At 70.7% G+C, this 24842-nt stretch carries 22 protein-coding genes, 2 pseudogenes and 1 riboswitch; of the genes and pseudogenes, 9 read left to right on the top strand and 15 right to left on the bottom strand.

The genetic code is table 11. The features are described 5' to 3' along the window. Positions 1 to 311: 311 nt before the first annotated feature. The 3 genes from ACIP94_RS28260 to ACIP94_RS28250 form a co-directional block, all read right to left on the bottom strand. Entirely contained in the window at positions 312 to 1112 is an 801-nt protein-coding gene (locus ACIP94_RS28260; protein WP_402431536.1) for an enhanced serine sensitivity protein SseB C-terminal domain-containing protein, read from the bottom strand. Positions 1113 to 1391: 279 nt separating this feature from the next. Then, positions 1392 to 2183 carry an enhanced serine sensitivity protein SseB gene (locus tag ACIP94_RS28255; protein ID WP_402431533.1) on the bottom strand — a complete coding sequence of 264 codons (792 nt, stop codon included), beginning with the start codon at positions 2181 to 2183 and terminating at the stop codon, positions 1392 to 1394. Between the two features lie 620 nt (positions 2184 to 2803). Further along, complete coding sequence (locus ACIP94_RS28250) at positions 2804 to 3487, bottom strand: AAA family ATPase (RefSeq protein WP_402431751.1); 684 nt, start codon at positions 3485 to 3487, stop codon at positions 2804 to 2806. A 171-nt stretch (positions 3488 to 3658) separates the two neighbouring features. Continuing rightward, a riboswitch (glycine riboswitch) is annotated at positions 3659 to 3770 on the top strand. A gap of 183 nt (positions 3771 to 3953) precedes the next feature. On the opposite strand from ACIP94_RS28250, the gene gcvT reads away from it, so the two are divergent. The 4 genes from gcvT (at position 3954) to ACIP94_RS28230 (ending at position 8290) form a co-directional block, all read left to right on the top strand. Then, positions 3954 to 5075 (top strand): glycine cleavage system aminomethyltransferase GcvT, encoded by a 1122-nt coding sequence (gene gcvT / locus ACIP94_RS28245; RefSeq protein ID WP_402431530.1) that lies wholly within the window; start codon positions 3954 to 3956, stop codon positions 5073 to 5075. A gap of 109 nt (positions 5076 to 5184) precedes the next feature. Further along, positions 5185 to 5562 (top strand): glycine cleavage system protein GcvH, encoded by a 378-nt coding sequence (gene gcvH, locus ACIP94_RS28240; RefSeq protein ID WP_402431527.1) that lies wholly within the window; start codon positions 5185 to 5187, stop codon positions 5560 to 5562. Positions 5563 to 5574: 12 nt separating this feature from the next. Continuing rightward, a complete protein-coding gene (gene glyA, locus ACIP94_RS28235; protein WP_402431524.1) occupies positions 5575 to 6837 on the top strand; it encodes a serine hydroxymethyltransferase in 1263 nt (420 codons plus the stop codon). Positions 6838 to 6922: 85 nt separating this feature from the next. Continuing rightward, a complete protein-coding gene (locus ACIP94_RS28230; RefSeq protein ID WP_402431521.1) occupies positions 6923 to 8290 on the top strand; it encodes an L-serine ammonia-lyase in 1368 nt (455 codons plus the stop codon). A 7-nt stretch (positions 8291 to 8297) separates the two neighbouring features. Here the strand turns inward: ACIP94_RS28230 and ACIP94_RS28225 are convergent. The 4 genes and pseudogenes from ACIP94_RS28225 to ACIP94_RS28210 form a co-directional block, all read right to left on the bottom strand. Further along, positions 8298 to 8573 (bottom strand): annotated as a pseudogene (locus ACIP94_RS28225) (sugar phosphate nucleotidyltransferase); the annotation flags it as partial. A gap of 1160 nt (positions 8574 to 9733) precedes the next feature. Next, complete coding sequence (locus ACIP94_RS28220) at positions 9734 to 9913, bottom strand: hypothetical protein (protein ID WP_402431518.1); 180 nt, start codon at positions 9911 to 9913, stop codon at positions 9734 to 9736. Between the two features lie 425 nt (positions 9914 to 10338). Continuing rightward, positions 10339 to 10803: a phage tail protein gene (locus ACIP94_RS28215; protein ID WP_402431515.1), complete on the bottom strand. Its 465-nt coding sequence runs from the start codon at positions 10801 to 10803 to the stop codon at positions 10339 to 10341. A 429-nt stretch (positions 10804 to 11232) separates the two neighbouring features. Next, complete coding sequence (locus ACIP94_RS28210) at positions 11233 to 12921, bottom strand: LCP family protein (RefSeq protein ID WP_402431512.1); 1689 nt, start codon at positions 12919 to 12921, stop codon at positions 11233 to 11235. 343 nt (positions 12922 to 13264) lie between these two features. Between ACIP94_RS28210 and ACIP94_RS28205 the strand changes: the two genes are divergently transcribed. Together ACIP94_RS28205 and ACIP94_RS28200 are read left to right on the top strand one after the other, a co-directional pair. Further along, positions 13265 to 14365, top strand: coding sequence for a TerD family protein (locus ACIP94_RS28205; RefSeq protein ID WP_402431509.1), 1101 nt, complete (start codon positions 13265 to 13267; stop codon positions 14363 to 14365). 690 nt (positions 14366 to 15055) lie between these two features. Then, positions 15056 to 15265, top strand: coding sequence for a hypothetical protein (locus tag ACIP94_RS28200; protein WP_402431507.1), 210 nt, complete (start codon positions 15056 to 15058; stop codon positions 15263 to 15265). A gap of 165 nt (positions 15266 to 15430) precedes the next feature. Here the strand turns inward: ACIP94_RS28200 and ACIP94_RS28195 are convergent, their stop codons facing one another. Further along, complete coding sequence (locus ACIP94_RS28195; protein ID WP_402431504.1) at positions 15431 to 15661, bottom strand: phospholipase domain-containing protein; 231 nt, start codon at positions 15659 to 15661, stop codon at positions 15431 to 15433. A gap of 315 nt (positions 15662 to 15976) precedes the next feature. Here ACIP94_RS28195 and ACIP94_RS28190 point away from each other — a divergent pair, with 315 nt between their 5' ends. Together ACIP94_RS28190 and ACIP94_RS28185 are read left to right on the top strand one after the other, a co-directional pair. Then, positions 15977 to 16999, top strand: a complete 1023-nt coding sequence (locus ACIP94_RS28190) for a phosphatidylinositol-specific phospholipase C domain-containing protein (RefSeq protein ID WP_402431501.1) — start codon at positions 15977 to 15979, stop codon at positions 16997 to 16999. A gap of 87 nt (positions 17000 to 17086) precedes the next feature. After that, positions 17087 to 17644 carry a glycoside hydrolase family 25 protein gene (locus ACIP94_RS28185; protein ID WP_402431498.1) on the top strand — a complete coding sequence of 186 codons (558 nt, stop codon included), beginning with the start codon at positions 17087 to 17089 and terminating at the stop codon, positions 17642 to 17644. 96 nt (positions 17645 to 17740) lie between these two features. Here the strand turns inward: ACIP94_RS28185 and ACIP94_RS28180 are convergent, their stop codons facing one another. Further along, positions 17741 to 18403 (bottom strand): NADPH-dependent F420 reductase, encoded by a 663-nt coding sequence (locus ACIP94_RS28180; RefSeq protein WP_402431495.1) that lies wholly within the window; start codon positions 18401 to 18403, stop codon positions 17741 to 17743. A gap of 191 nt (positions 18404 to 18594) precedes the next feature. Then, complete coding sequence (locus tag ACIP94_RS28175; RefSeq protein WP_402431492.1) at positions 18595 to 18807, bottom strand: EF-hand domain-containing protein; 213 nt, start codon at positions 18805 to 18807, stop codon at positions 18595 to 18597. Positions 18808 to 18942: 135 nt separating this feature from the next. On the opposite strand from ACIP94_RS28175, the pseudogene ACIP94_RS28170 reads away from it, so the two are divergent. Beyond that, a pseudogene (locus ACIP94_RS28170) lies at positions 18943 to 19284 on the top strand (GNAT family N-acetyltransferase); the annotation flags it as partial. Here the strand turns inward: ACIP94_RS28170 and ACIP94_RS28165 are convergent. The 5 genes from ACIP94_RS28165 to ACIP94_RS28145 all read right to left on the bottom strand — a co-directional run bounded on the left by ACIP94_RS28165 (position 19251) and on the right by ACIP94_RS28145 (position 24548). Next, positions 19251 to 20420, bottom strand: coding sequence for a hypothetical protein (locus ACIP94_RS28165; protein WP_402431489.1), 1170 nt, complete (start codon positions 20418 to 20420; stop codon positions 19251 to 19253). The pseudogene ACIP94_RS28170 and the gene ACIP94_RS28165 overlap by 34 nt on opposite strands. Continuing rightward, positions 20420 to 21259: a polysaccharide deacetylase family protein gene (locus ACIP94_RS28160; RefSeq protein ID WP_402431486.1), complete on the bottom strand. Its 840-nt coding sequence runs from the start codon at positions 21257 to 21259 to the stop codon at positions 20420 to 20422. Before ACIP94_RS28160 ends, ACIP94_RS28165 begins: the two co-directional genes overlap by 1 nt. Before the next feature lie 318 nt (positions 21260 to 21577). Then, positions 21578 to 22081 carry an ATP-binding protein gene (locus ACIP94_RS28155; RefSeq protein WP_402431483.1) on the bottom strand — a complete coding sequence of 168 codons (504 nt, stop codon included), beginning with the start codon at positions 22079 to 22081 and terminating at the stop codon, positions 21578 to 21580. A 344-nt stretch (positions 22082 to 22425) separates the two neighbouring features. Beyond that, on the bottom strand, positions 22426 to 23193 hold the full coding sequence (locus ACIP94_RS28150; protein ID WP_402431480.1) for an enoyl-CoA hydratase/isomerase family protein: 768 nt from the start codon (positions 23191 to 23193) through the stop codon (positions 22426 to 22428). An 83-nt stretch (positions 23194 to 23276) separates the two neighbouring features. Then, the gene (locus ACIP94_RS28145; RefSeq protein WP_402431477.1) at positions 23277 to 24548 is read right to left on the bottom strand and encodes an Ig-like domain-containing protein; all 1272 of its coding nucleotides are present in this window, start codon (positions 24546 to 24548) and stop codon (positions 23277 to 23279) included. Between the last annotated feature and the right edge of the window lie 294 nt (positions 24549 to 24842).

Here is a 24842-nt window from a genome sequence, read left to right as displayed (position 1 = left end):
CCGGCCCGCACTTGCCGCTGTGGCGGCATGATCAGTCCGTCGTACATCAGGGGCGGAACCCCTTGAAGCCGGAGTCTTCAACGCGACGGCGATCAGTTGCCAGACTTGACGGTGAATGGATGCGCAAACGTGATACGGCTAGGAGGGTTCCGTTATCCGGACGCGGGGTAACGGGGTGCGGACATGCACCAACCGGGGCACATCACACGAGACTTGGATCATCCACCCGGATCTACGCGCGAAGACGGCCTTCCGGCACTGCTTGACCAAGGCCCGCCAGCCCGGGACGGGTCACCCCGCGCGGTCCATGGTCAGTACGCCCCGCGCACCGGCGGATAGCCGTACCCCCCGGCCGCCTGGGCCTGGGCCGGGGCGGCGTGGGCCTCGCGGTCGTAGAACGGACGGGCGCGGGCGCGGAGCCACATCGCGACCGGGTCGTACTCGTCGGACATCGCGACGGTGGACACGGGCAGCCCCTCCGGGACCGCCACGACGGACTGCTGCATCATCGCGCGCACCGAGTCGACGGCGGGCGGCGAGGTGTCGTAGACGTCCAGGCCGATGGCCAGATAGGGGGCGCCGAGGGCGGGCTGCACCCAGGCGCGGCGCAGCGAGCGCACCGCGGGCGTGCGGTGCGCGTTCTGCGTGAGGACGGCGTAGAACTGCGGGATCTCGATGACCGGCTCCGCGAGCCGGAGCGGGCCGGCGGGCTGGCGCTCCAGGCCGGTCGCTATACGGCGCAGATCCAGCCAGGGGATGCCGACGCCGCCGCCCGGCGCATGCGGGTTCAGCCACAGGCCGTAGTGGTCCGAGTAGAGGGTACGGGCCACGTCGAGGGCGTCGACCACCTCGTACGAGCGGTTCCAGCCGCTGGCCGAGAGTTCCTGGGCGGAGGTGACACAAGGCGCGTAGCCGTAGCCGTTCACCTGCATGTTTCCGTACTGGGCGTCGGGCGAGCCGGCCTGGCCGTGCCACAGCAGCATCCAGACCTGGCCCGAGGACGGGGTCGCGAGTACGCGCAGCAGCGCCTCGTAGGCGTCGTAACGCCCGGGCGTCACCTGGCGCAGCATCTGCTCGACCTGTCCGGCCGCGGCCGTGCCCGACGCGCTCACCCTCTACCGCCCCTTCACGACAAACCTGACAACCTCGACGGAGGTCTTCGGTGCGTGGTGCACGGATTTTCAGCCGCGCCACCCCGACCGAGCCATTCTCTCCTGTCCGCGGGACACCGCACTCCCCCGCGGCCGCGCCGGGGCCGGGCCCCCGCCCCGGGCCGGAAACCGGCTTGTTCCGTCCCGGCCATGAAACCAGGTTAAGGCGCCATACTGACAGCACCTTGACGCATGCCACCCCACATCGCCTCGGCATCGCGGGCCGCGTCCACGGGCGGCTCAGTAACCGTGCTGGTAGAAGGGCCGCACCTGTTCCCGCAGCCACTCCCCGACCGGGTCCTGCGCCACATCCAGGAAGACCATGTTCACGGGCATGCCGACCGGCACCTTGCCGAGCGCCCGGCCGAGCGCGTCCAGCGGGAGCGTGCGTATATCAACCTCCGGGCCCGCCAGTTCGACGCCGATGAACATCACCGGGTCGGCGGTCTCGATCGCGGCCAGGCAGCGGCGGGCCGTGAGCACCACCCCGGTCGCGGCGAACTCGGCCGACGCCGCGGCGAGGAAGTCCACCGGGTCGTCCTGCCAGTCGGGCTCGAAGAGCCGGACGCGTCCGCCGCTCACGGGGCCGTCCAGCGGGGTGCGCCCGCCGCGGCACAGCTCGGCCACCGCGTCCGGCGGCAGCGGCACGCCGACCACCCCGCCCGGGTTGACCGCGATGCCCGCCTGCGGGGGCAGGCCGCGGGCGAACTCGACGGCGGGCGCGATCGTGTACGACATGTGGTTGCCGACGACCTGGCGGAACTGCTCCTCCGAGCTGAACACCGGCACGAACGCCTGCCCCTCGATCTCCAGCGTGGGCAGGTCGAGCGGGCCGGTGTGCGGGCCCCCGCCGTTCGGCAGCGGCACCCACAGGAAGCTGCGTCCGAGGACCTCCACGATCCGACCGCCGGCCGAGGGGATGCCGAGCGACGCGGAGAGCACCTCCTCCAGTTCGTTGCCCGGCCATCCACCGTGCGGATGAGGGTGTGCCTGCGCGGGGAAGTCCGCGGGAAGGTTCGCCGGGAAGTCCATCTGCCACCGCCTGCGAAAGAGCTGAGAAACCACTGCTGAGACCCGAAGGCTAGCGGGTACGGGGGCCGCACCCCGCAGGCGGCGAAAGTCGCCCTCGGCACGCGTGGGCCCCGTCCGCACTTCGGCCTCGGTCCGCACTTCGGCCTCGGCACACACATCAGCGTCGGTCCGCACTTCGGCCTCGGCACGCATATCCGCCTCGGCACACATCAGCGTCGGTCCGCACTTCGGCCTCGGCACGCATATCCGCCTCGGCACACACATCAGCGTCGGTCCGCACTTCGGCCTCGGCACGCAGATCCGCCTCGGCACACACATCAGCGTCGGTCCGCACTTCGGCCTCGTCCGCCCATCGGAGCCCCGGTCCGCGATCGGCCTCGGTCCGCGAAGTCGGCGTCAGTCCCCCGCGGGCCGCTTTGGGCCCGCCAGGACAGCGCCGGTCCCCGAACCGGCCTCCGTCCGCACATCCGCCGACCCGCGAAGACGGCGCCAGTCCCCGTCGGCGTCAGTCCCCCGCGGGCCGCTTCGGCCCGCCAGGACAGCGCCGGTCCCCGAAATCGGCATCACTCCGCGAAGACGGCTACGGCCCCCGAAGACGGCGTCAGGCTGCGGCGGCTGGGTCAGTCCGTGAAGCCGATTCGGTGGAGAACGTCCGCCGCCTCCCGATCCAGGAGGACCACCGAGCCGCAGCCGTCCGGGACGGTGCCCCGCTCGACCAAGGCCAGCAGGCGCCGGGTGGCCCGGCGGTGCCTGAGGAAGGCGTACCGCGAGACGCCCCGGCCGCGCTCGCGCTGCCCCGTCAGGGCCGCGTCCGCCGTGACGTCGAGCACGAGCAGATGGAGGGTGCCGCCGCGGCGGCGGGCCGCGCGGGCCAGCCAGGCGCGCACCCAGCTGTGCGTTCCGCAGTCGTGGACGACGACCCCCGTGCCGGTGCGCAGGGCACGGCGGAGTCCGGCGTAGTGCGCGAGGCGGACGAGGGGGCGGTAGACCGCGTACGGCAGGAAGCGGGCGAGGCGCTCGTCCCAGCGGTCCCGGACGTCCTGGGAGTCGACCCGCAGCCCCTCCACGGCACGGCGCATGAGGGTGGACTTGCCGCTGCCGGGCAGCCCGGTGATCACGACGACATCGCCCGCGTCGAAGGTGAGCCCCCGGGGGCCGCGGCCGGCCCGGTCGCGCAGGTCCCTCACTCCGGCACCCCGGGCCGCCCGCGGCCGTCGGCGGGCCTGACGGGCGGGGGCGGCCTGCCGGCCGGGCACCGCGAGGCCCGAGGTCGTCGCGTACACCGTCGTCCTGTTCACCGTGATCGTCCTCCCCTGGGTGGTCAGGAAGTCCCTCCCCGTCGAGCGTAAAGAGAAGGTAATGCGCGGTGTCTCGTGATTCCGTCGCCGTAGCGCCACAAGCCGGTCACGGATGCGGCCCTGCCATGATCGGACGAGGCGTGCAATGATGTGCCCGCCAACTGCATACCGGCCGCTTGAATCCGCGCGGGAGAGTCCCGGGTCCGTACGTCCGCCGTACGTCCGCCCGGGCGCCGAAGGAGCAAGTCCCTCCCTTGAATCTCTCAGGCCCCGATACCGCGCGGGCGAGGCACATCTGGAAAGCGGGCCGCTTCAGGTGGCTCCACCCAAGGTGCAAGCCGTGACGCCCGCCCGCGGGGTCATGGCGAACCTCTCAGGTTCCGATGACAGATGGGGAGGAAACGACCTCGCCCTCCCCCATGCCCGGCTTCGCTCGCGCGAGGGGGACCCCATCGCCCTGGGAGCACAACCGATGAGCAGTAGCAGCCCCCTGCGCCGTACCGCGCTCGATGCCCTGCATCGTTCGCTGGGCGCCACCATGACCGACTTCGCCGGCTGGGACATGCCCCTGCGGTACGGCTCCGAGCGCGACGAGCACCTCGCCGTCCGGACGAAGGCGGGCCTCTTCGACCTCTCGCACATGGGCGAGATCACGGTGACCGGTCCCGAGGCGGCCCGGCTCCTCGACCACGCCCTGGTCGGCAACATCGGCTCGGTCGGCGTCGGCCGCGCCCGCTACACCATGATCTGCCAGGCGGACGGCGGCATCCTCGACGACCTGATCGTGTACCGGCTCGGTGAGCGGGAGTACATGGTCGTCGCCAACGCCTCCAACGCCCAGGTCGTGCTGGACGCGCTCGTGGAGCGGTCCGCCGGCTTCGACGCCGAGGTGCGCGACGACCGGGACGCCTACGCGCTCATCGCCGTCCAGGGCCCGGAGTCCCCCGGCATCCTGAAGTCCCTCACGGACGCCGACCTGGACGGCCTGAAGTACTACGCGGGCCTGCCCGGCACGGTCGCCGGCGTCCCGGCGCTGATCGCCCGCACCGGCTACACCGGCGAGGACGGCTTCGAGCTGTTCGTCGCCCCCGAGCACGCCGAGAAGCTGTGGCAGGCGCTGACCGAGGCGGGCACCCCCGTCGGCCTGGCCCCCTGCGGTCTGTCCTGCCGGGACACGCTCCGCCTGGAGGCGGGCATGCCGCTGTACGGGCATGAGCTGACCACCTCCCTGACCCCCTTCGACGCCGGTCTCGGCCGGGTCGTGAAGTTCGAGAAGGACGGCGACTTCGTGGGGCGCGCGGCGCTCCTGGAGGCCGCCGAGCGCGCGGCGCAGAACCCGCCGCGTGTCCTGGTCGGCCTGGTCGCCGAGGGCCGGCGTGTGCCGCGGGCCGGGTACGCCGTCGTCTCCGGCGGCGAGGTGATCGGCGAGGTCACCTCCGGCGCGCCCTCTCCCACGCTGGGCCGGCCGATCGCGATGGCGTACGTCGACGCCGCGCACTCCGCGCCTGGCACGGCCGGGGTCGCGGTGGACATCCGGGGCAGCCACGAGCCGTACGAGGTCGTGGCGCTGCCGTTCTACAAGCGCCAGAAGTAGACACTGGGCCGGGGCCGGACACGGCACCGCCCCCGTCCGCCCCGCTCACGAGCGTCTTCAGCAGTCCCCCCTTCACCAGCACTCCCGCGCGTACAGGAGAATTCAGGCCATGAGCAACCCCCAGCAGCTGCGTTACAGCAAGGAGCACGAGTGGCTGTCGGCCGCCGAGGACGGCGTCGCGACGGTCGGCATCACGGAGCACGCGGCGAACGCGCTCGGCGATGTCGTGTTCGTCCAGCTCCCGGAGGTCGGCGACTCGGTGAGCGCGGGTGAGACCTGCGGCGAGCTGGAGTCGACCAAGTCGGTCAGCGACCTCTACTCCCCTGTCTCCGGCGAGGTCACGGAGGTCAACGAGGACGTGGTGAACGACCCGTCGCTGGTGAACTCCGCCCCCTTCGAGGGTGGCTGGCTGTTCCGGGTGCGTGTGTCGGAGGAGCCCGCCGACCTGCTCACCGCGGACGAGTACACCGAGTTCTCCGGCAGCTGAGGAACCGTATCCATGTCGCTTCTGAACACCCCCCTGCACGAACTCGACCCGGATGTCGCCGCCGCCGTCGACGCCGAGCTGCACCGCCAGCAGTCCACCCTCGAGATGATCGCCTCGGAGAACTTCGCTCCGGTCGCGGTCATGGAGGCCCAGGGCTCGGTCCTCACCAACAAGTACGCCGAGGGCTACCCGGGCCGCCGCTACTACGGCGGCTGTGAGCACGTCGACGTGGTCGAGCAGATCGCCATCGACCGCGTCAAGGCGCTCTTCGGCGCCGAGCACGCCAATGTGCAGCCGCACTCGGGTGCGCAGGCCAACGCGGCCGCGATGTTCGCGCTGCTCCAGCCCGGCGACACGATCATGGGTCTGAACCTGGCGCACGGCGGGCACCTGACCCACGGCATGAAGATCAACTTCTCCGGCAAGCTCTACAACGTGGTCGCGTACCACGTGGGTGACGACGGCACCGTCGACATGGACGAGGTCGAGCGCCTCGCCAAGGAGAGCCGGCCGAAGCTGATCGTCGCGGGCTGGTCGGCCTACCCGCGGCAGCTGGACTTCGCCGCCTTCCGCCGGATCGCGGACGAGGTCGGCGCGTACCTCATGGTCGACATGGCGCACTTCGCCGGTCTGGTCGCGGCGGGTCTGCACCCGAACCCGGTCCCGCACGCCCACGTGGTGACCACCACCACCCACAAGACGCTGGGCGGTCCCCGCGGTGGCGTGATCCTCTCGACGGCCGAGCTGGCCAAGAAGATCAACTCCGCGGTCTTCCCCGGTCAGCAGGGCGGTCCCCTGGAGCATGTGATCGCCGCCAAGGCGGTCGCCTTCAAGGTCGCGGCGAGCGAGGACTTCAAGGAGCGGCAGCAGCGGACGCTGGAGGGCGCCCGCATCCTGGCCGAGCGCCTGGTCAAGGACGACGTCAGGGCCGTCGGCGTGGACGTCCTGTCGGGCGGCACCGATGTGCACCTCGTCCTGGTCGACCTGCGGAACTCCGAGCTGGACGGCCGGCAGGCCGAGGACCGCCTGCACGAGGTCGGCATCACGGTCAACCGCAACGCGATCCCGAACGACCCCCGCCCCCCGATGGTCACCTCGGGCCTGAGGATCGGCACGCCCGCCCTGGCGACCCGCGGCTTCACGGCCGAGGACTTCGCCGAGGTCGCGGACGTCATCGCCGAGGCGCTCAAGCCGTCCTACGACGCCGAGACGCTCAAGGCCCGGGTGAAGGCCCTGGCCGACAAGCACCCGCTCTACCCGGGTCTCGCCCAGTAAGTCACCTTCCGGCCGGCGCCGCGCACACTGGAAAGCGGCGCGGTGCCCGGCCGGCCCCTGCACCACCCCGTATTGAGGAGTCCCCGTGGCCATCTCGGTCTTCGACCTGTTCTCGATCGGCATCGGCCCGTCCAGCTCCCACACGGTCGGCCCGATGCGCGCGGCACGCCTGTTCGCCCTCCGCCTGCGCAACGAGGGCCTGCTGGAATCGGTCGCGTCCGTGCGCACCGAGCTGTACGGCTCGCTGGGCGCCACCGGCCACGGCCATGGCACGCCCAAGGCGGTGCTGCTCGGGCTCGAGGGCGCCTCGCCGCGCACCGTGGACGTGGAGGGTGCCGACCAGCGGGTGGAGGACATCAAGGGCTCCGGCCGCCTGCGGCTGCTCGACGAGCACGAGATCGCCTTCTCCTTCGACGACGACCTGGTGCTGCACCGCCGCAAGGCGCTCCCGTACCACGCGAACGGCATGACCCTGTGGGCGTACGACGCCTCGGGGACCGAGCTGCTCACCAAGACGTACTACTCGGTGGGCGGCGGCTTCGTCGTCGACGAGGACGCGGTCGGCGCGGACCGCATCAAGCTCGACGACACGGTGCTGAAGTACCCCTTCCGCACCGGGGACGAGCTGCTGCGGCTGACCAGGGAGACGGGTCTGTCGATCTCCTCGCTGATGCTGGAGAACGAGCGGGCCTGGCGCACCGAGGAGGAGATCCGCGGGGGCCTGCTGGAGATATGGCGGGTCATGCAGGGCTGTGTGGCACGCGGACTGTCCCGTGAGGGCATCCTGCCGGGCGGCCTGAAGGTGCGCCGCCGCGCGGCCGTCACCGCGCGCCAGCTCCGCGCCGAGGGCGACCCTCTTGCCCGCGCGATGGAGTGGATCACCCTCTACGCGATGGCGGTGAACGAGGAGAACGCGGCCGGCGGCCGGGTGGTCACGGCCCCGACGAACGGCGCGGCGGGCATCATCCCGGCGGTGCTGCACTACTACATCAACTTCGTGCCCGGCGCGGACGAGGACGGCGTGGTCCGCTTCCTGCTCGCCGCGGGCGCGATCGGCATGCTCTTCAAGGAGAACGCGTCGATCTCCGGCGCGGAGGTCGGCTGCCAGGGCGAGGTCGGCTCGGCCTGCTCGATGGCGGCGGGCGCGCTGGCGGAGGTCCTGGGCGGCACCCCCGAGCAGGTCGAGAACGCGGCCGAGATCGGCATGGAGCACAACCTCGGCCTGACCTGCGACCCGGTCGGCGGTCTGGTCCAGATCCCGTGCATCGAGCGCAACGGCATGGCAGCGGTCAAGGCGGTCACGGCGGCCCGCATGGCGATGCGTGGCGACGGCTCCCACAAGGTCTCCCTCGACAAGGTCATCAAGACCATGAAGGAGACCGGCGCGGACATGAGCGTGAAGTACAAGGAGACGGCGCGGGGCGGGCTCGCGGTGAACATCATCGAGTGCTAGGAAAACAGGCCACGGCCACCGGGTGGGCCAGCCCCAGCGGCCGCTCCTGGTGGATGTACGTGAGGTGCAGGCCGAACCGTGATCCGTCGCCGACGGCGGCGGCGATCTCCTGGGCCGTGTCCCCGACGATCACACCGACGTCGGTGAGACCGGCCTCGGCGATCGCTTCCAGCACGTGGAACAGCACCGGCTTGCCCGCCACAGGCACCAGTTGTTTGGCGGAGGAGTGGGTGATGGGGCGCATGCGGGTGCCGGACCCGCCGGCGAGGACAAGGGCTTTCACTGTGCCTTCTCACTGTGACGGCCCTCGATGAGGGCGCGAGCGGCCGCGGCATCGGCAAGGGGCACCAGGATGCTGGTGACCGGCCGCGGAACACCCAGGCGGAAGGGACCTCGACGGGTTCGTCGAGGCGGAGCGCCAGGACGTTCGACGCCCGGCCCGGCACCCGGAAGCCGTCCTCGGCCGGCCGGTTGTCGAGCCGGCCCGCGACCTGGACGCGGTTGACAAGGGCGAGGGGGATCTGCGCGCTGTGGTGCAGGCCCCACCGCAGGACGAGGTCCTCCTGGCCCAGAGTGTGCGGTCGCACCCTGCCCGCTACGGCGAAGGCGGCGGCGGCTGCGGCCGCATACAGCACAACGACGGTCCCGACGATGGTGAGCGCGCTCACTCCCACCAGGGCGAGCAGCATGACTGCGCCCACCGCGAGCAAGACCGCCAGGACGCCCGCCTGCCAGTTGACGCCCACCCGCCCGAGGGCCTTGTCGCCGGGCCGGGCCTGGGTGCGGAAGGTGACGGCCCGGGCGAGGATCCCCCATACCGACACCTCGTGGCGCACCATCTCCGCGATCGGGGGCGGCACGAGGGAGTGGAACGCCTCGCTGAGGGCTGCCCGCCGTCCCTGGCCGGCACGACGGAGCCTGCGGTACCGGCTGATGAACGCGGCACCGAACACCAGCCCCAGAACGGACAGGGTGCCTTCGGTGACGACCAGGATGCCTGCGGCGATGCGCCAGTCCAGCAGCCCTGTGGTCACCAGCAGGATCTCGATCAGCAGCACCAGAAGCCCGGCCCACCGCAGCCGGCGCAGCCACGCCGGCACCTGGCCCGGGGCCTTGGCGGAGGGCTTGGCCGAGGGCTTGACGGCCTCCGCCTGCGCCTTCCCCTCCAGTGCGTTGCGAACCGAGACCACGGCGCCAGCGGGGTCCGTAGCGTGAATGCGGATCTCCTGCACTTCACCGACGGTCCTGCCCGCTTCGACCCGGGCGGGCTCGTGCAGTTTCAGCACCAGGTTGGTGGTGGACATGACCGGGACCGACAGGACACCCTCGTTGATCACGGCCGTCCGCTGCTGGTCGGACAGAGCACGCCGCACCCCCACCTCATGGATCAGGCTCAACGGCACACGAGCGTGGAAGGAGGCGCCGTCTGCCGGACCACGCGCGTTACGTCTCGGCGGGCCGGCGTACGACGACATGGGCGACGCTCACCACACGGGGGCCTGCCCCCTCGGCCCCGTGGAGCAACGGCAGCAGGGTGTCCCGCACGTACGACAGCGGGTTCATCCAGGTCAGCGCCACGTCCGCGTGTTCCGCTACCAACCGGGCATCCTCGCCGGAGGACACCCGGTCCCGCCTCCACCTCGGGACATTCGCCGAGCGTGGGGTCGAGCCGGAGCGTGGCGTTGGCGTCCGCATCCTGGGCCCCACCGGATGTGCCCTTGAGCAGCCGGCAGACCGTGGTGATGTAGTCCCGCGCGACCTTCAACGGGCTGTCGTAGGGCGCGTCGTTCATCACCCGCTGGAACGCCGGGTGTGCCGGTACCGAAGACGGCTGTGAGGGGCTTGCCGGACAGGGCGGCTGCGGGCTCGCGGTGAACATCACCGAGTGCTGACGGAGGAGGGCCCGGACCAGGGCGTTGGTTTCTTTCGGCGCTGTCGGGGCCTTTCCCGCTCACACGGTGGAAAACTTCTGGAAAACCCCCGGAGACTCCCTGGGAAAGAGGTGAAAGTCCCGGGAGAGTCCTGGGTCCCGCCGGGTTGACTGGGGCTCAGTATTCGCCCTTGATCACGAAGAAGGAGCCGCGGATCACGCCGGCCAGCTTTGACTTCTGGCGCGCGAACTTGAAACGTGACGCCAGTTCCTCGGGAATTTCCATGCCTTCCGAGAGCTTGAAACCGACCGCGCGCTTCTTTCCGGCCTCGATGCCGTACATCACGTTGATCGACAGGCCGGACTCGTAGAACACGTAGACCATCCGAAAGCCGTCCACCTCGAAGGACGTCACCTCGAGCGGACGGGCGGAGATGACGATGTCGCGCTCGTCGGAAAGGATGCGGTTCACCCAGTCGAGCGCCTCCGGTGCCTCACTTGCGGGGCTGACGGTGAAGACGTGATCGTACTTGTTCTTGTAATAGCGCGCCTCGTTGGCGCGCAGTCCAGCGAGAGCCTCCGCCACCGGAGACGATTCCAAGCCGACGGTGGACACGTTCCCGAAGTCGACGATATACGGCATGCCACCTCCTGATAAGGATCTGTCAAGCAAATGTAGCGGATGGGCCACTCCGGTCAGGCGCACCTGCGGCACACGACGTCCGGAGGGGACCAGAAGGCGACCACAGGACCGCACTTGCGGGATGCCCGCTGTATCCGGGCCGAGCCGGATACACCGAGCACCCACGCCGTCATCTATCCGGGCAAGGCCGACTGGGAATACGTGCGGAACCCGGCGAGGGCGACCTGTGCATCCCTTGGGGATCCTTCGCCGGCTCAGTCTGGAACAGCCGACGGTGACAGGATCAAGTCGGCGGCACCACCGGGGCCGCCGAGTTCGCGAGCGAGCCGCGCGGATCCCGCACCCCCGTGTGCCGGATCTCCCGGGCATTGCCGCCGTCGGCAGCCACGGCTGGGCCGTCGCCGGGCCAGGCGTCCGCGTCGTACCCGGTCAGGCGTCGGAATCGGGCTGGTTCCGGGCGGCGGCGTAGGCCTGGACCGGGGTCATGCTGACGCCGTTGAACGAGACGGTCCTGTACGGGCTGACCTTGGCGCACGTCTTGGACTGGTCGGCGGTCTGCGCATGGGCGTTGGAGACCGCGGCGTGGGTGTCGGCGGGCGGCGGGGAGGAGGCGCCGGCGGCGTAGGTGGTGCCGTCGGTCCAGTCGCTGCCGATCACGAGGGTCAGGTCGCTGCCGCTGCCCTGCCTGAGGTGCGAGGCGGGCAGGCCGAGCGCGCCGGCCACGGCCTGTGCCTGGGGCTTTTGACCACTGCCGTAGGTGAGGGTGGTGGTGGCCGTCGTGGTCGGGGCGTTGGCCGTGGTGGTGCCCGAGCTGAAGCCCTTGCCGGTCAGGGCGGTGGCGATCACGGAGGCGCGGCCGCTGATGCCGGTGCCGTTCTCGACCTTCACCGCGACCCGGGACGGGTCGACCGGCGGTGCGGTGGCGGAGGCCGCGGCGGGCTTCTTCGCCGACGTGCCGCTCAGGGACTGGTCGTTGGCGATGGTGGCGAACAGGGCCTTGGCGCCCGGGCCCACCACCACCCGCTCGCTGTTGGCGGGGTCCGGAGCGGTCTGCATGGTGGTGAAGGTGGTCTGCTTGGAGGGCACCTTGGCCAGGTCGGAGGCCAGTCCCACCAGTTTGCTGACGCTGCCGAGGCCGCTGTCGACGGTGAGCGCCTTGGTGGCGGCATCGGCGAGGCCGTAGACGGCGGTGGGGTCGGTCAGGGTGCCCGCGCTCTTGAACTTGCGGATCATCGAGCTGAGGAACATGTGCTGGGCATAGGTGCGACCCAGGTCGCTGCCGTCGCCGAAGCCGTGCCGGGAACGGACGAACTCCAGGGCCGCGACCCCTTTGAGGGTGTGGGTGCCCTTGGACAGTTTCAGGTGCGAGTACGTGTCGTAGACGTTGTCGCTGACACACACGGGCACGCCGCCGACCGCGTCGGACATGTTGACCACACCGGCGAAGTCGAGCTTGACGAAGTGGTCGATCGGAATGCCGGTGAGGCGGTGGACGGTGGCCACCTGGCAGGCCGGGCCGTAGGACAGGGCGCTGTTGATCTGGCCGTAGTAGCCGGGGGTACTGGTCTTCGACGTGGGATCGGTGCAGGCGGGGACGTTGGCCATGGTGTCGCGGGGGATGCTCATCACGGTGGCGTTGGAGCGGTCGGCGGCTATGTGCACCACCATCTCCACATCCGCGTTGCCCCAGCCGGTCTGCACGCCGGTCCGGGAGCAGCCGCCGCCCAGATGGCAGTCGGCCTGACTGGTACGGCCGTCCGATCCCATCACCAGGATGTTGATCGGGGTACGGCCGAAGGCGTCCGCCCTTTCACTGCCGCCGCTCCCGTCGATTGCGACGCTGTGGATGTTGCCGTTCAGGTGCTCGTAGAACCACCACGCGGTGCCGCCCGCCACCAAGGTCAGAACGGTGAGGCATATCCCGACGACGCGCAGCGTCCGTCTGCCGCCCCCGGCCCGCCGGCCGCGGCGCTGTGGGGATGTGCGGCCGTGTGAGCGGGCCCCGTCCCGGCCGCCCGGCACGCGCCCACCGGGGGGCGCGTCCGTACGCTGACGGGGCACGCGGCCGGTGCGGTCGTGTGTGGCCCGGTCGGCGGCGCCGTCCCGCAGGTCGCTCATCTCCCACTCCCACAGACGGTCGGGCCCAGCCGTCCCCCGGGTGTGCGGCCTGCGGGCATGCGACCGGTCCGTCGGGCGAAGTGGGGCGTCACCTCGGTTGCGTAGTTGCGCAATCTAACAAACAAACGGCCCGATCCTCACATGCCGGTCCCGATTCACACAGTGAGCCATCTCATGCGGCCGCTCGCCGCCTCGGTGCCCGCGTCTGGAAGACGTCGCGAAGACGACGCCGGTTGCGCGGGACGGTGACAGTTCTCGGATTGCGCGGACAGGGAACCGGGACGGGCGGAACGACGTTGATCACGACGAGTGCCGAAAGCGGGAGAAGCTGCGGAGGAGCCCCATGAGTGTGCCGTTGACCAAGGGCGGCAACGTCTCGCTGACCAAGCAGGCGCCCGGTCTGACCGAGGTGACGGTCGCGCTGGGCTGGCAGGCGGAGGGCGGCTGCGAACCGGACGCCAGCGCGCTGCTGTGTGACCGGTCCGGCACGGTGCCGTCGGACGCGCACTTCGTCTTCTTCAACAACCTGAGCAGCCCCGACGGCTCCGTCCGCCACTCCGGCGGCGGCAGCCCCGCGGGCGACGACGCCCAGCGGATCCATGTCGACCTCACACGGGTCCCCGCCGAGGTCGCGAAGATCGTCTTTCTGGTCTCCCTCTACGAGGGTGCGAGCAGGGGGCAGACCTTCGGCCGGGTACACCGTGCTCACATCCGCGTGCTCGACCGGGAAGGCGGCACCGAACTGGCCCGCTACGACCTGGCCACCGGTGGCCTGTCGAGCGAGACCGCGCTGGTCTTCGGCGAGTTGTACCGGCATGGCGCCGAGTGGAAGTTCCGCGCCGTGGGCCAGGGCTACGCCTCGGGCCTCGCGGGCATCGCCACCGACTACGGAGTCGACGTCCTGCGCGAGACCCCGGCTCCGGCACCCGCCGCTCCCGCTCAAACCGGAGCGTCCGGCGGCGGCGCCGACGCATACACCTCGCCGGCGGCCGTCACTCCGGCCCCGGCCGTCGTCTCCGCGATGACGCCGGCACCCGCCGCACCACCGCAACCGACAGGGAGTCCCACCATGACGTGCTTCTTCGACCCCAACCACGGCCCCGGCATCACGACCGTGACCTGGTCCCCGCAGTGGGGCGTGCCCCGGCCCGTCCAGGCATGCGGCGGCTGCGCGCAGCGTGTGCAGACCACCGCGCCGCCGTTCTACACGCCGCCCCAGCAGGGCTATCCGCAGCCCGTGGCCCAGGGCTATCCGCAGCAGGGGTACCCCCAGCAGCCCTACGGCGACCACTACGACCACCAGCAGCAGGGCGGCGGACGCCGTTTCGGCACGGGCGCGCTGATCGGCGCCGGGGCGGCGGGACTGATCGGTGGCGCGCTGCTGAACGAGGCGTTCGACGACGACGAGCCGGATGTCGTGGTCAACAACTACTACGAGGACTGACGCGGACCCTTATGAGACCTCGGCCGCCCCGGTCCTGGCGGCCGGGTGTCCGCGCACGGCGTGAGGCCTCGGCGGCGGCCGGTCCCGGCGAGGGAGCCGAGTAGCCCGTCAGTCACCGCTGCCCGGTGAGAGTGGCGTCTTGTGCCCATCGAGGGGCCGCGGGACCCCTGCTCATCACGCGCTGCCCGAGGCCCGAGGAGTGGCGTGTCTTCGCGTGTCCACGGCTTCGTCCGGGCGACGGGGGTCCCTGCACGCCGTGCGTCGTCAATGGGCTCCCATGGCTGTGGCGCCTCCACGCCGTGAATCTGCACATCGAATGCGCAACCACGACACGGGGGGCGTCGGATCTGCACAGACCACGGCGGATGGCGCTCGGTTGGCGCCGAGCGTCGAGTCGGGAACCACCGCGACGGTCCCCGCCACCCTCCGGCCCACGCGGCTTGTAGAGAAGCTGCCCCCGAATCGTGCCCGCATCTGCACGGATGCGGAGCCCGCGCATTCAACTGCCGCGAGGTGAGATCCGCTTGACTGGATGCTCGGCGTGCTCCGTGATTTGATCCTTTGCGCCGCCGGCGGCGCGCTCGCTTCCAGGAACCGGACGTCGCGCACCTGCGGCCGCGGCTCGCCGTTTGTCCCCCCATGGGCCGCTCCTCCCCCCTGCAGAACGATCACACGAAGGGAAGTCTCACCATGAACTCCGCTCCCCAGGTTCAGACCGTTGAGATCTCCGATGCCGAACTCGACAACGTCTCCGGCGGCCTCAGCCCGCACGCCGGCGTGATCGCCGGACCCACGGCGGTCAGCGACTCGGACGTCCTGGCTCAGGTCGACGCGGTCAAGGGCGAAGCAGTGGGCACCATCAGCCAGTACCACCAGGCCGGCGTCTTCGTCTCCTTCTGACCGGTAGCCTCCCGCCGGCGAGCAGTCGGCAGTCGTCGACGCCGCTCACGCATGAGCGCCCTTCCACGGCCCCGAGCGGCCCGGGAGGGCGCTCATGCGTCCGGGGCAAGATGGGTCGGACCGGCCGTGGGCCGTGGCCCGCTGCCGGTCCCACCGGTCCGTGGCCTACGCGGCGCGGACGGTTCCCCCGTAACGCTGGGCGAAGCGGGTGCCGGTCGCCGCGGTGACCGTGAGGTCGTAGCGTCCGTCGTCGGTGCGCCATGTCAGCCGGGTGCGGTCCCCGGCCTTGACCCACACGGTCTGTTCCTTGCCGGCGAAGTCGTTCGGCGTGATCGTGAAGGCCACCTCGGTGCCGCCGGTGTCGCGCAGCTCCGGTGCGGGACGAGTGGCCGACATACCACCTCGACACCGCTTCTGAACAGGGAAGTTCCGACTGCGCCGGGCTTTTTGGCGGTCCCGTGAGGCCGACGGCACCGGTTCGCGCCGACCGGTGACCCAGGCGGACGCGAGGCTCCGCACCCTTCGGCGGCTCGCACCGAGCTGTGCACACGGCAGGGCGATTCCGGGATGCGTTGGGCGACCGCGGTGGTGTGCCCCGCGCCGGGCCCACGCGAGGCCGATGTTCCCCCTGGGGCTACCGTGCAGTAATCCGCTCCTCCTAGGCTGCTGTCACCAACTTGGTTGCGCAGAAGGGGAGTTGACGTGCGAGTGATGAGACGGCCGGCGGCACTGCTGGGTGCCGCCGCGATGGTGATGGTCGTAGGGGGCAACGCGCACGCGGCGGGGCCCACGTTCGCCGACGCGACCACGATCGGGACGCACAACGCCTACGACAAGGCCAAGTACACCTACTTCGCGCAGGCGCTGGACTCCGGTGCCTCACTGCTCGAACTGGACGTCTACACCGACAGCATCACCAAGCGCTGGCGGGTCAGCCACAGCAACCCGTTCGGCGACGACAACAACTGCGAGGCCGCGAAGACCCCGGGCGAGCTGTACAGCAAGAACCGCGACCAGGACCTCGGCAGCTGCCTCGACAACATCGCCGCCTGGCACCAGCTGCACCCCGACCACCGGCCGATCGTCTTCAAGGTGGAGATGAAGAACGGCTTCAACAACAACCGGGGCCTCGGCCCGGACGAGTTCGACGCGCTGGTGTCCTCGAAGCTCGGCAACATCGTCTACAAGCCCTCCGACCTGCTGGGCTTCACCCACCCGACGCTCGACGCCGCCGCGAAAGCCAACGCCTGGCCCTCCCGGGACGCGCTCAAGGGCAAGGTCATCTTCGAACTCATTCCCGGCACGGTCGAGATGAACAACCCGTTCGACCACTATTGGACGGACCAGGAGTACGGCGACTACCTGCGTGACCTGTCCTCGTCCGGCGCCATCTCCAAGGCCGAGGCGTTCCCGGCCGTCCTCGGCGCCTCCGCCGGGGACCCGCGCACCAGCCGGTACGACGCCTCGATCCGCCCGTGGTTCGTGTTCTTCGACGGGGACGCGGCGACGTACGTCAACAACGGCTACGACACGGCCTGGTACGACACCAACCACTATGTGCTGATCATGACGGACGCGGCGGGCGTCTCTCCGGCGATCTCGTCCACGAACCCGACGGACGCGGAAGTGGCGGCACGGCTCTCGCTGTTGGCCGCTCACCACGCGAGTGTGATCACCTCCGACTGGGCGGCCAAGTCGGCCTCGGTTCTCGGTTCGGTGGCCGACCGCGGCTGACACTCCCGCTCCGGGGGCATACCACCTGTGCCAGGGTGAACCAGGCAGCGATCCCTGCCCCCCCCACGAGCACTTCAGGGAGCCCCCATGCTGCGAGGCATCGACGTCAGCGCGTACCAGTCATCCGCCTACGACACGGACGGCCTCTCCTTCGTCTTCATCAAGGCGACGGAGGGGCGTTCGTATGTGAACCCCAAGCTCACCGCCCAGACCAAGACGGCCCGCGACGCCGGCTGCGTGGTCGGCTTCTACCACTTCCTGTGGCCCGGGGACCTCGCGGCCCAGGCCGAGTACTTCGTCGCCAAGGCCCCGGAGCGGGCGGGCGACGTGCTCGCCGTGGACTGGGAGACGACCGGCGACGGGACGCACGCGAGCAACGCCGAGAAGGACAGCTTCATCCGCCAGGTGAAGAGCCTCCGGCCCCGCAACCGCGTCGTCCTCTACACCAACCGCAACTTCTGGCTCACCATCGACACCACGTCCTACGCCGGGGACGGTCTGTGGATCGCCGACTACGTCACGGCCGGCAAGCCCCGCATCCAGGCGGCGTGGCGCTTCCACCAGTACACCTCCGACCCCGTGGACCGAAACGTCGGGAACTTCGCCGGCAAGGCCGCCCTCGAGGAATGGGCCGCGGGCGCCTGAACCGCTCGCGTTCCCTCGTCCCCGTCCGGCGGCGGCTCGACCGCTCCGGCGTCGCGTCCGTACGGGCGCACTGCGGGATCCTCCGCGCCCGCCTCCCTATCCGCGGAACTCCGGGGTGCGCTCGGGGGATGCCTCGGCGAGGGCCTTGGTGACGGCGTCGACACCGGCCCGCAGACCGTACACGGGGGTGGCGGGCTGCTGGCGCCAGGAGTCGTCGATGCCGCCGGCGTCGACGGTGTCGAAGCCCAGCTCGTCGATCAGGGCCCGGACCGTGCGCTTGGCCCTGTCGTCGTCGCCCGCGACCGGGAGCGCCATCCGGCCGGGATCGCCGGCCGGGCGGGGGCGCTCCAGGAGGTCCTGGGCGTAGGTGCCGTTGAACGCCTTGATCACGGGGTGGCCGATCTGCCGCTCGGTCCAGCGGCTCTCGGTGAGGCCCTCGTCCTCGATCTCCGCGATCCTGCCGTCGCGCTCCCGGGGGTAGTAGTTACCGGTGTCGATCACGGCGACGCCCTCGGCCGCCCCGTCCAGCAGCCCGGCCGGCAGATCCGGCACCGCCTTGACGGGAACCGTGACCACGACGACCTCGGCGCCGCGGGCCGCCTCCTCGACCGCGACGGGCGTTGCGCCCGTCTCCTCGGCCAGTGCGGTGAGCGTGTGGGGACCGCGGGAGTTCGCGACGGAGACCTCGTGTCCGAGGGCGGTGAGCCGCCGGGTGAGGTTGCCGCCGATGTTGCCCGCGCCGATGATGCCGATCTTCATGACTCGCCTCGCCTTCCAGGGGTCGGTGTCCTTGCACAACGTCCGTGAGCAGCACCAACCTCCCCACCGTCCGGCCTATTCCTGCCCGGGGCCGTCCGGGCGAGGCCTGTTCGTTCGAGACGGCGCTCGTGACGGCGAGGGGCGCCCGTCCTCGGGAGGACGGGCGCCCCGGCGCCTGAGCGGTCGTGTCCCTACTTGTTCAGGTACGTCCAGAACTCGTCGAACGACAGGACCTTGTCGCCGTTCAGGTCGCGGGTCTTGATGATGGTCTCGGCCACCGCGTCGGTGACGTTCCAGTCGCCCCCCTGGGCCAGGGCCGACTTGAACTCGGCGGCGGTGATGAAACCGTCACCGTCCGCATCGATCCGCTCGAACTGCTTGCGTGCTTCCTCGATGTCCGCCACCGATCCGCCCCTTCTTGGTGCCTTTGCCGTCCTACGGCCGTCCTACTGACGGAGGTCAGATTAACGGCCCGCGCACGCACGCAGTGCGGCGACCACCACCCATGCGAAGTCCTCGGCATGCGGGGGCCGCAGCCGGGCGGGGTGCCGAAGCCGGGGCGCGGGGTCGCCGGGGCGGCTGGAGGTCGCCGTGGAGGTGGCGTCGGAGGTACGGCACCGAGGGCTGGGGCGGGCGCTGGTCTCGGCGGTGCGGCGCTGGGCGGGGGCGAGCCGGTGTGGGCCCAGGTGGCGGCGGGGAACGCCCGCAGTCGGCGGGCGTTCCAGGCCTCCGGTTGCCGGCCGGTGGCATCGGAGGCGCTGTTCATCACCGTCCTGAACCCGGGTCCGGCCCGGGCCCGGGCCCGGGACCGGGCCGCCCCCGCGCCGGACCCGCGCCGAGGCGCGTATCAGCGGAAGACGCCCGTGTGCCCCAGCGAGTAGCGGCCCGGCTGCGGATAGACCGCGAGGCCGTGCGGACCGCTGCCCACCCTGATCCGGGCGAGCTGCTTCCCGGTGCGTGTGTCGATGGCGTACACCACGGAGTTGTACCGGCCGGACAGCCACAGCACGGTGCCGTCCGTGGAGACACCGCCCATGTCGGGGCTGCCGCCGCCCGGCAGGCGCCACTTGGCGGTCAGCTTGTTCTTCGCGAAGTCGAAGACGGAGATGGTGCCCTCGCCTCGGTTGGAGATGTACATCTCGCGGGAGTCGCGGCTGACGTAGAGACCGTGTGCCCCCTTGCCGGTGGCGAGGAAGGACGGCTTGGCGAAGGTGTCGCCGTTCAGGATCCACAGCCCGTCCGCCACCATGTCGGCGATGTAGAAGGTCTTGCCGTCCGGGGAGAGCTTGACGTCCTGCGGCATGGCTCCGTGGACCGGCAGCCTCTGCCGGCCGGTCACCTCCATCTTCGCGGTGTCGACCTTGAGCAGCTCACCGCTGAACTCGCAGGAGACGATGAAGTAGCGGCCGTCGATCGAGAAGTCGGCGTGGTTGACGCCGTAGCACGTCGCCGGCACGGCCTTGACCACCTTCATGGTGTGCGCGTCGCGGAACACCAGCTGGCGGTCCCGGGAGGCCATCACGATCGCGTACCGGCCGTCCGGCGTGAAGTACAGGTTGTACGGGTCGTGCACGGCGACGGGGTTGCCCGCCTCACCGGTCTTCGGGTCGATGGGGGTGAGGGAGTTGCCCAGGTCGTTGTTGACCCACAGGGTCTTCAGATCCCAGGAGGGCACGACGTGCTGGGGCTGACGGCCGACCGGGATGGTGTCCATGACCTTGTACGTCTTCGGGTCGATGACGGTCACGGTGTCGGAGTTGGTGTTGGGGACGTAGACCCGGGACGGGAAGTCCTTGACCACATCGGAGAGCCGGCCCGGCCGGTCGGCCGAGTAGAGGTCGCTCGGGTCGAGCACGGGCGGCATGCCCGGCAGCACCCGTACGGCGTTCTGCTGCCGGGCACGGTCGACGGGGGCCTTGGAGACGAGGTCCTTGTGGGGGGATCCGCTGCTGCATCCGGCGAGCGCGGCGAGGGCGGCGCCGGCGATCAGTACGCGCGTGACGGTCGAGAGGTGCATCAGCTCAGCAGCTCCGTGGTGGTCACCGCGGCCAGGCCGCGATGGTCGAGTTCGTGCAGGATGGCGGGGAGGGCGGCGACCGTGTCCGCGTACCCGAAGTGCAGGCTCACCACCGACCCGTTGCGGATCTCGTCGGTGACCTTGTGGGTGACGGCCGGGGCGCCCGGCGAGGTGTAGTCGAGCGAGTCGACGTCGTACGACAGCACGTGCGGGTAGCCGACGTCGCGGGCCAGCCGTTCGACGAGCGGGCTCGCGCGGGGCGCGCGCGAGGGGCGGAACCAGGTGCCGATGGATCCGGTGAGCCGGCGCAGCCGGTCCGCGCATCCCTGGATCTCGGCGCGTGCCTCGGCCTCGGCCATGGTGTTGATGGCGAGGTGGCGCTGGGTGTGGTTGCCGAGCTCGTGACCGCCTGTGAGGATCCGGCGGATGACGTCGGGGTGCTCGTCCAGCCAGGTGCCGACCGCGAGCACGGTGATCCTCGCGTCCAACCGCTCGGCCGTGTCGAGGATCGCCCTGGCGAACGAGGGGTCGCCCTGCCCGTGGAAGGTGAGGGCGACCCGGCGCCGGTCGCGCGGGCCGTGGGCGATCTGGGCGGGCTGCCCGGGGAAGGAGCGCGGCGCGGGCGCCCAGGTGCCGGAGCCGGGGGAACCGCTGCCGGCGGAAGGGGAGGGAAGCGACGGATGGACGACGGTGGGGCCGGGGGAACAGGCGGTGGCGAGCGCCCCGACGGCGAGCGCCGCGCCCGCGCGCAGCGCTGAGCGGCGGTCGGGCACCGCGCGTGCGGTGCCCGTTGCGGGGTCCGGTGGAGGGGAGGGGACGGGCGTGGTCACTCTCCCCATTTAAGAGGCAGACAGGGTCCAAAGCGGCGATTGGCCCGCCGGAGGCCGGGCGGGTCGCACCGGCGCTTGATCGGACGAACCGCCCGGACGTCTCGCACCGGTACGGTTCCATGACCGAACCCCGTTGCGGACCTGCGGTTCCCATCTGCGATAGTCGACCTTGCGGCAGCCACCCATTGACCCGGGCACCGGTCGTCGCAGGTGTCACGGTCTACACCCCAACTCCGGGCCGTGCCACCGCATGAAGCCCCGGCCGCCCGGCGGCCGGGGCTTCCGTCGTATGGGCGCATGCCCGCGGTCCCGGCCGGCAGGGCACGGTCAGCGGTCGGCGGCCCGCATCTCGAACCATGTCGTCTTGCCCCGCGGCAGCAGGTCGACGCCCCAGCGGTCGGCAAGCTTGTCGACGAGGAAGAGCCCGCGGCCGCTGATGTCCATGTCCTGCACCGGCATCAGACAGGGCAGTCCTCGGGAGGGGTCGCGGATCTCGACGCGGATCCAGCCCCGGCGCCGGTGCATACGTAATCCGAAGACGCGCGCGCCGGTGTGCCGTACGGCGTTGCCGACGAGTTCGGAGACGAGCAGCACCGTGTCCTCGGCCATCCTCGGGGAGAGTCCCCAGTGGCGCAGGACGACGACCTGGGCGAGGCGGCGCGCGGTGGCCGCGGATTCGGGGAGGGAAGGGAGCGGGATCTCCGCCTCGGCAGGGTTGCCGCACAACTCCAGTGCCTTCAGCGCCCGTTCGTCCTCGATCGCAGGCGACCAGCGTGCCGCGGTCGCACTCGCGTGCCGCCGCGGCTGTTCCATACCCTCCAGCCCCGCCATGCCCCCCATCATGGCCGCCCAGGGGCCTGCCGGGGGGTGATACGGCGGAAGACGACCCCAGGGACCACATATCCCACACGATTCGATTGACATATGCCAAGCGCAACTTGGGGACCCGTCCACCCCAACTGACCTGCGTGGAAAGGGAAGTTGGTGGCAAGAGCCGGGTGCCGGTGACGGAGCAGCCTTAAGGTTGCCTTAAGGCTGCCATAATCCGCCCCTTCGAGGGACGCCGGATGAGACGTGGCGTCAACTGCAAGTGGATCAGCGTAATTTCCTGAACAATTCTCAGGTTGTCCTGGCCGTCGCAGCTCTCGGACGAACGAGGCCGTACACGAACCCCGTCAGACGAACTTCGCCTTGCCGGGCCCCTCTTCGACGAAGCTGCGCATACCGCGCTCCCGGTCCTCGGTCGCGAACAGGCTCGCGAACCAGCTCCGTTCCACCGCGAGCCCGGTCTCGATGTCCGACTCCAGCCCCGCGTCGATGGACTCCTTCGCGGCGCGCAGCGCGATCGCGGGCCCCTTGGCGAGCCTGGCGGCCCAGGCGTGCGCCTCGGTGTACACGTCCCCGGCCGGCACCACCCGGTCCACGAGACCCAGCGACAGCGCCTCGCCGGCCTTCACCATCCGCCCGGTGAAGATGAGGTCCTTGGCCCTCGAAGGGCCGATCAGGCGGGCCAGCCGCTGGGTGCCGCCCGCTCCCGGGATGAGGCCGAGCAGGATCTCCGGCTGTCCGAGCTTCGCGTCCTCGGCGGCGATGCGGTAGTCCGCGCAGAGCGCCAGCTCGCAGCCGCCGCCCAGGGCGTAGCCGGTGATGGCGGCGACGACCGGCTTGGGGATGCGGGCCACGGCGGTGAAGCAGTCCTGCAGGGCGCGTGAGCGCAGCACCATCGCGGTGTGGTCCAGGCCCTGCATCTCCTTGATGTCCGCACCCGCCGCGAACACCTTCTCCCCGCCGTAGACGACCACGGCGCGCACGTCCTCGCGGCGCGTGACCTCCTCGGCGAGTTCCCTGATCCGGTCCTGGATGGCGACATCCAGCGCGTTCATCGGCGGTCGGTCCAGGCGCAGGGTGCCGACGCCCTCGGCGACTTCGAGATGCACAGTCATGCCAGGTAGGTTAACGGGCACTAACGCGACGGGCCCGGTGTACTCGCTCACAGCGGTACACCGGGCCCGGCCCTGGAAGGCTCCTACCTGATCCACTCGTCCCAGGACATGTTCCAGCCGTTGAGCCCGTTGTCGGGCGCGACCGTCCGGTCGTGGGAGCGCTTGACGATGACGACGTCGCCGATCATCGAGTTGTCGTAGAACCAGGCGGCCGGCGTGGACCTGTCGTAGCCGCCGCGCACATCGCGCAGACCGATGCAGCCGTGGCTGGCGTTGTAGTTGCCGAAGGCGTCGCCGCCCCAGTAGTTGCCGTGGGTGAAGGTGCCGGTGTCCGTCAGACGCTGGGCGTGCGGCACGTCCTTGATGTCGTACTCGCCGCCGTAGCCGACGGTCTCGCCGTTCATCCGGGTCACCACGAGGCGCTCGCTGATGACCATCTGGCCGTTCCAGGTGTCGTAGCCCGGCTTGCCCGTGGTGACCGGGAGGGTCTTGATGACCTTGCCGTCGCGCCTGACGACCATCTTGTGGGTCTTGGCGTCGACGGTGGAGACCTGGCTGCGGCCGATGGTGAAGCTCACCGTCTTGGCCTGCTTGCCGTAGACGCCGGGGCGGCCCTCGACGCCGTCGAGGTCGAGCTTCACGGTGACCTTGGTGCCCGGCTTCCAGTAGTGCTCGGGCCGGAAGTCGAGGCGGTCGTTGCCGAACCAGTGGCCGCGGACCTCGACGGCCGGCTCGGTCTTGATGGTGATGGCCTTCTCGACGTCCGCCGGGTGGGTGATGCCCCGGGTGAAGCGGATCGAGAACGGCATGCCGACGCCGACGGTGGTGCCGTCGTCGGGCTGGTAGATGCCGACGAAGGTGTTCTTCGGGGTGAGCGTGGTGAACGACGTCTCCTGGGCGGAGGTGAGGCCCGCGGAGTCCTTGGCGACCGCGTGGACCTTGTACGTCGTGGCGCCCGCCAGATGTGTCGAGGGCGTCCAGGTGGTGCCCCCGCCGGATATCGTCCCGGGGACCTCGTGGCCCTTGGTGTCCTCGACCTTGACCTCGGTCAGCCTGCCCTTGGCTGCCGTCACCTTGAGGGCGCCGCCGGTGTCCACGGCCTTGGCGCCGTTCTCGGGCGCGATGGTGACGACGGCCTGCGACTGCCTGCTCGCGGTCTCGCCGGAGTCCTTGCCCGTGCCACCCCCCGCCCCCGAGCCGGAGCTCCCTCCCCCGCCGCACGCGGTGGCGGTCACCAGGAGGGCACCGAGTATCAGTGCCGTGAGGCCCTTGCGCCTGCGCCCCGCACCGCCGCTCCCCTGCCCCCGTCTTTCGCGCGCATCAACCGACGCCCCCGATATCGGCCGCCCGTTCACGTTCTTTCTCCCCTCGCACGGCCTGATCAGGCCCGCACTCCCCGACATGTCTGCGCCTCAGGGACGCCCGAGCCGGTGGCATGACACCGACCGTGCCCGGCCCTTCGGGCCTGCGCGCGCCCGGTCTCCCGCCCCTGGCGCGTCCCTGCGGCCTCGGCTCGCGAGCCGCGCGCGCATTGCGCAAGATTAATCACACACCCCGACCCGATGACTCCCCGCGATTGTCACTGTTCAGTCCCAACTTGGGGCGCGCGAAGGAGCATCGGGGCCGCCGGGCGCGCACCCCCCGGTGCA

It is taken from the genome of Streptomyces sp. NPDC093261 (genome assembly GCF_044753645.1).
Lineage (GTDB): Bacteria > Actinomycetota > Actinomycetes > Streptomycetales > Streptomycetaceae > Streptomyces.
This window is presented reverse-complemented; position numbering and strand designations above follow the sequence as displayed.